The following is a 4,869-nucleotide window of genomic DNA, read 5'->3' on the forward strand; positions in this document are numbered from 1 at the left end:
CCGCCCATTCACTTGGCCGTCTTTGCAACTCGCCTGCTTCCCGCATTTTGGACAATCCATCGCAACCTCCCGGTGCATGTTAATGACCCAAAACTTATACAGTATCTATATATAATTAGCAATGCCAGTTTTTTAAACAACGCACTGACGCAACGCTTTCCCGAACCTGCCGAGCGAGAAGCGTTGTTTAAAGTCCTGCTGGAATGTGTCGACCTCAACCGCAATCAACGCATAGCCGAAGGTAAAAGTGTTGCTGAATTGGCCGCGAGCAGTCCAGGCTTACCGGCAGAGCATTTGCAGTACGCGCTGGACTACTTCGCCAGCGGGCAGATGCGCATTCTTGAAAAACTTACCGTAGACCCACCGCGTTACCGTCTGCCGCACGAAACCCTGATTCCGGCATTAAGGCAATTGGGCGGCAAGATTTTGAGCGCGGTTGCCGAAGCGGAATTTCTGTTACAAACCGCCTATGCTACCTGGCAAAATAGCGGAAATAACCGCCGTTATCTATTAAGCGGCAAGGAATTAAAAAAGGTAAGACAATTCCAGCAGCAGCTGGATTTGCGCGACAGGGGAGTTTATTTACAGCGGAGCAAGCAACAGAAGCTAAAAATGTTAGGGATAGTGATTGCCGTCATGGCCTTAGTGCCGATTTTCGCGTACTACAGTTATCAAAGCTATCTTGACAATAAATATCACAGTGCCTTAATGGATTGGGGCTTGCCTGGCGACATTATGGATTATACCGGGCAATTACAATTACTATCGATTAGTGATAAGGATGTCCGGTATTTGGACTGGTTAGCGGATTTTAAGAAACTCACCACGCTGACCCTGGATTTGAGAGATATAAACAGCGCCGACCTCAGTGACTTGCGCGAACTCAAGCAACTCACCACGGTGGCCCTGTATTTGGGCAATTCAAACATCACCGACCTCAGCGCCTTGCCAGAACTCAAGCAACTCACCACGCTGACCCTGGATTTGAGCGATTCAAATATCACCGACCTCAGCGTCTTGCCAGAACTCAAGCAACTCACAACGCTGACTCTTGTTTTGAGAGATCCAAAGATCACCGACCTCAGCATCTTGCCAGAACTCAAACAACTCACCACGGTGGCCCTGTATTTGGGCAATTCAAACATAACCGACCTCAGCACCTTGCCAGAACTCAAGCAACTCACCACGCTGACCTTGGCTTTGGGCAATTCAAAAACCACCGACCTCAGCCCCTTGACAGAACTCAAACAACTTACCACGCTGACCCTGGCTTTGAAAGGTCCAAGAATCACCGATCTCAGCACAATAACATCACTCAAAGCCAGACAAATAACCCTGGATATACAGGATTCGAAAATCAATAACATAAAAAGCTTACCCAACCTGACCAGGCTAAAAATGGGCAATATTTATAGCTTGTAAGTGTCAGGTAAGGTGGGCTGGCTTTTTATGGTACGATGCAAAGCTATAATAAATAGAAAGAGAGACTATAGTTGAGCGGGACGGGGTATGTCCCCGTCCTGAATGTTTCAGTGCCGAGCAATCATCCCATTCGTTAAACATTGCAGACGGGGTGAGTTACTTTCGTAGTGATTTTATGGAAAACATGTACGACCATAGACTGAGTTACGAAGTCCATCAATCGCGAACGATGCGCCTAGTTCCTAATTACCTCCTGTTGATCTGCTGATTTACAAATCCTCAACCATCAATATTTTGTAAATCTCATAAGCTGGTTCTTCATAAGGATGAACGCAGAGTAATGATTGCACGACTTCCTTTACTGAGGCATTGTTGCAAATCATTTCCACCTTGGCGAATCAGGGCAAGCTGGTTGAAATTGACGGCTTAGCCAAACGTATTGAAGCCTTGGAAAACCAGAAATGAGCATTAAAAACAGGCTGAACAAACTTGAGGCGCAAGCACGGCTCAGGCAACCTACCCAACAAGATATTGATGAGGCTGAATGGTTTGCAGCACATCGTCGTCATGTTTTTGAAGGTGCGCCATTGCCTGATAAGCCTATGCCTAGCTCGTTCGACAATAAGAAACTTCCTATAGGCCATGCTAAATTGTTGATTGAGGCAATAGAAAAGGTGCGCGATGGGCTTACACAACAGGCTGGTTAAGCTGGAGAAATCCAGGCCGATTCAGAAAATGTCAAAAGCAGAATCGCAGGTAGAACTAACTCGCATAAAGGCTCAATTAGTAAATGCCCCCTGCCCAAATTGCCCGGACTGCAAAACCCAAAATCAATGTGTTGCTCGGCTAATGAAAGCCAGGGAATATATGGAAATAATCGACGAACTTCCGAGATGCTTATCATGACATTAAAAACAAGATTGGCTAAGTTGGAAATAACGCACTCAGCAAAGGCAGAGCAGTCGCATGAACCCAATGAAGAAACCCGGCAATGGCTGAATGGTTTGGTGCGGCACTATAACGAAGGCACACCAATGCCACCGACACCCAAAGCGCAGCATAGGCCGTTAACCAAAGCCCAAGAACGCACAAAGGAATGGCTAGATAAAACCCTAGCGAGGTTACAGCATGAGCATCAAGCGGCGGGTTGAAAAGCTGGAAAAAAGCCACATCCACGAAATCTGTTTAGGGAATTTGATCGATTTGATCGATGGGGCAACCCACGGCTAACGGAACGGTTGAAAAATGCCAAGCTACCGAAAGGGCTGGCGGCTTTTCTGGATAGTGTCCAGGATGGATTGCCGGAAGTTGCGCCATGAGCTTGAAAACCAGGGTAGCTAAGTTGGAACTGGCACAGGGCAACACCGGATTGCCGTCATTGATAATCTATTTTCCTGATTACGAAACCCAAGAAGAAGCACTTGCTAACTGGGTTGCGAAAACTGGGCGTGAGCTTAGGTTTGATGATGTGATGTTTGTGCAAATCGTGGGCATGAAGCCTGGGAAAACTAACTTGGAGTAAAAATCAAACGATACCATTCCATAGACCAACCTTGACTATCAGCTATGCTCAAATTTATTGAGGACAAGTTCAAGTTTCAATAGTATTGATATTGTTTTGCCGAAATATTGGCTATACTTAATAGGCGTTAGAGTGTTTAGGGGGGAACTCATGAAACATATTTATTAATTGTGTTAATCTTTTTTTCATTGCAAGCGACAGCCCTGGAAAAGTGCGTCATCAACGGTAAAGTGAGCTACAGCAGGGGCTGTGCAACAAACAGGGCGATCCGCTGGACACCAAAGACCTCAATAGGCAAGCAAGGCAAAATGCCGTCATAAACCAGAGGCAACAAGAGCAGGAGATGCTAGAAGCCCAAGTTCGTGCAAATTCCCCTGAACAAAAAGGACTGTTCAGCAAAGAAGAGTTGGAGCTATTGAAGCGCCAAGCGATGGAATCGGGTAACCTTACTGAAGATTCATTAGGTGAATATATTAACAAGAAGAACCGTGCCAAAAACGCACGGAGGTTATTAGAACTAAGATGACCTAATTAGTTTATCAGCACCTCAAGCCTTTTTCCGCAGCATGGCAAATACATCGGCGGTAGATATCCGCCCTGGTTTCATATTTTCTATAACACAGTCATCGTAATTATCAACTACCCAAGCATGGGCTAATAACGGGAAAGCTGCAATTAATACGCACGAGTTATAAACTAGAAAGTGGCGGCTCAGGTAATGATGCATCGTCATCTACGCGCACCGAATCTACTCTCAACGGAAATGGGCGTGAGTGTCGTCAAAGAATCAAGAGGGGCAATTTACCTGCCCCTCATACAAACACCTTCAATACAACCTTGCTTCACACAGGCAGAACCCGGCCCACAGTCGGTGTTAAATGAACATGTGTTGCCATACGTGCCATTTATATCAAGTGGCGCATAGACAGGTTGGCTGTCGTTGCTATTGCCTGGAGAGATTCCGCCAACACAAACGCCGTAGAGTGAACCCGATTCTTTGGCACATTTAGTCCCTGGGTTGCAATCCGTATCAAATGAACAAGCCATAACAACAGTTGGAAAAACAAGAACAGTGACGGCTAGAGATTTCAGAAACTTCATTTTGCCTCCTTGAGCAAGTTGTTTAACCTGATTATTAGGCAAATTTGCCTATACAATGATTCTCCAGTTGCTACAGGTATAGGCTTTTATTTGGCAATCACGCTAATGGTTTAGTTCGCTTAACATCTTTATTGTTTGTGCATTGCCTTGGTCTGCTGCTTTGCGATACCAATAAGCGGCTTGGTTATAGTCCTGAGCTACGCCTTCACCATTATTGTACATAAACCCTAAAAATGTCTGTGCTTTTGCCTCGCCTTGTTCTGCTAAATTTTGATAAAGTGGCAAGGCTTCTGCATACCGACCTTGGTTATACAATCCATATGCGCGTTGAGATATTGCTTCAGCGTTGTTAGCTTGATGTTCAGGTTGAGTAGTTGTGTTAGTAGAGATTTCTGGGCTAATACTGGGTGTTGGCTCTTGTTGAGCGTTTTTCCCCATGATGTTCAATACGGACACAACTATAAGAAGACAAACGAAAGCTAAACCGAAAGTGGCTTTTTGAATCCAACCAATAGGCTGTTCATATACTCGAAATCCCGTAGGCTCATCGTAACTCGCTTGCTGCCCCCTTCGAAGCCTGACGGATTGATTTGCCATTGTGAACAGACCGATTATGGGCCATCCCAAAGCAAGGCCACTCACATATAACTTCCTGATTAGAAAGATACTTCAGCTATGCTCTACTGAAAGGCGTAAACTGGAGGGTGGGCAATAACGAGACGCATTAAAAAATTGCGGGGTGTGGCAATGGACGCGTCGCTCCCTTTCATCGAATTCTTCCCATCCCGTTTCGCCAGACTAGCCGTGCTGGCGATCTTGGGAAT

9 protein-coding genes are annotated in these 4,869 nt (G+C 45.7%); 6 read left to right on the forward strand and 3 right to left on the reverse strand.

The window, feature by feature from the left end; all coding sequences use genetic code 11:
- The 3 genes from ACLQ6D_RS11645 to ACLQ6D_RS11655 all read left to right on the forward strand — a co-directional run.
- On the forward strand, positions 1-1,422 hold a 1,422-nt coding region (locus ACLQ6D_RS11645), incomplete at its 5' end, for a leucine-rich repeat domain-containing protein (RefSeq protein WP_411727457.1).
- A 461-nt stretch (positions 1,423-1,883) separates the two neighbouring features.
- On the forward strand, positions 1,884-2,129 hold the full coding sequence (locus ACLQ6D_RS11650; protein WP_411727458.1) for a hypothetical protein: 246 nt from the start codon (positions 1,884-1,886) through the stop codon (positions 2,127-2,129).
- A gap of 195 nt (positions 2,130-2,324) precedes the next feature.
- On the forward strand, positions 2,325-2,573 hold the full coding sequence (locus ACLQ6D_RS11655) for a hypothetical protein (RefSeq protein ID WP_411727459.1): 249 nt from the start codon (positions 2,325-2,327) through the stop codon (positions 2,571-2,573).
- 34 nt (positions 2,574-2,607) lie between these two features.
- Here ACLQ6D_RS11655 and ACLQ6D_RS11660 read toward each other — a convergent pair whose 3' ends face one another.
- Positions 2,608-2,739 carry a hypothetical protein gene (locus ACLQ6D_RS11660; protein WP_411727461.1) on the reverse strand — a complete coding sequence of 44 codons (132 nt, stop codon included), beginning with the start codon at positions 2,737-2,739 and terminating at the stop codon, positions 2,608-2,610.
- Here ACLQ6D_RS11660 and ACLQ6D_RS11665 point away from each other — a divergent pair.
- From ACLQ6D_RS11665 to ACLQ6D_RS11675, 3 genes are all read left to right on the forward strand, one after another.
- Positions 2,738-2,944 (forward strand): hypothetical protein, encoded by a 207-nt coding sequence (locus ACLQ6D_RS11665; protein WP_411727462.1) that lies wholly within the window; start codon positions 2,738-2,740, stop codon positions 2,942-2,944. The two genes, ACLQ6D_RS11660 and ACLQ6D_RS11665, sit on opposite strands and share 2 nt — an antisense overlap.
- 170 nt (positions 2,945-3,114) lie before the next feature.
- Positions 3,115-3,264, forward strand: coding sequence for a hypothetical protein (locus tag ACLQ6D_RS11670; RefSeq protein WP_411727463.1), 150 nt, complete (start codon positions 3,115-3,117; stop codon positions 3,262-3,264).
- A 23-nt stretch (positions 3,265-3,287) separates the two neighbouring features.
- A complete protein-coding gene (locus ACLQ6D_RS11675; protein ID WP_411727464.1) occupies positions 3,288-3,470 on the forward strand; it encodes a hypothetical protein in 183 nt (60 codons plus the stop codon).
- 275 nt (positions 3,471-3,745) lie between these two features.
- Here the strand turns inward: ACLQ6D_RS11675 and ACLQ6D_RS11680 are convergent, their stop codons facing one another.
- On the reverse strand, positions 3,746-4,045 hold the full coding sequence (locus tag ACLQ6D_RS11680; protein ID WP_411727465.1) for a hypothetical protein: 300 nt from the start codon (positions 4,043-4,045) through the stop codon (positions 3,746-3,748).
- Positions 4,046-4,147: 102 nt separating this feature from the next.
- On the reverse strand, positions 4,148-4,642 hold the full coding sequence (locus ACLQ6D_RS11685; RefSeq protein WP_411727466.1) for a tetratricopeptide repeat protein: 495 nt from the start codon (positions 4,640-4,642) through the stop codon (positions 4,148-4,150).
- Positions 4,643-4,869: the final 227 nt, after the last annotated feature.

Origin of the sequence: Methyloglobulus sp. (assembly GCF_046714055.1) — a bacterium.
GTDB lineage: Bacteria > Pseudomonadota > Gammaproteobacteria > Methylococcales > Methylomonadaceae > Methyloglobulus.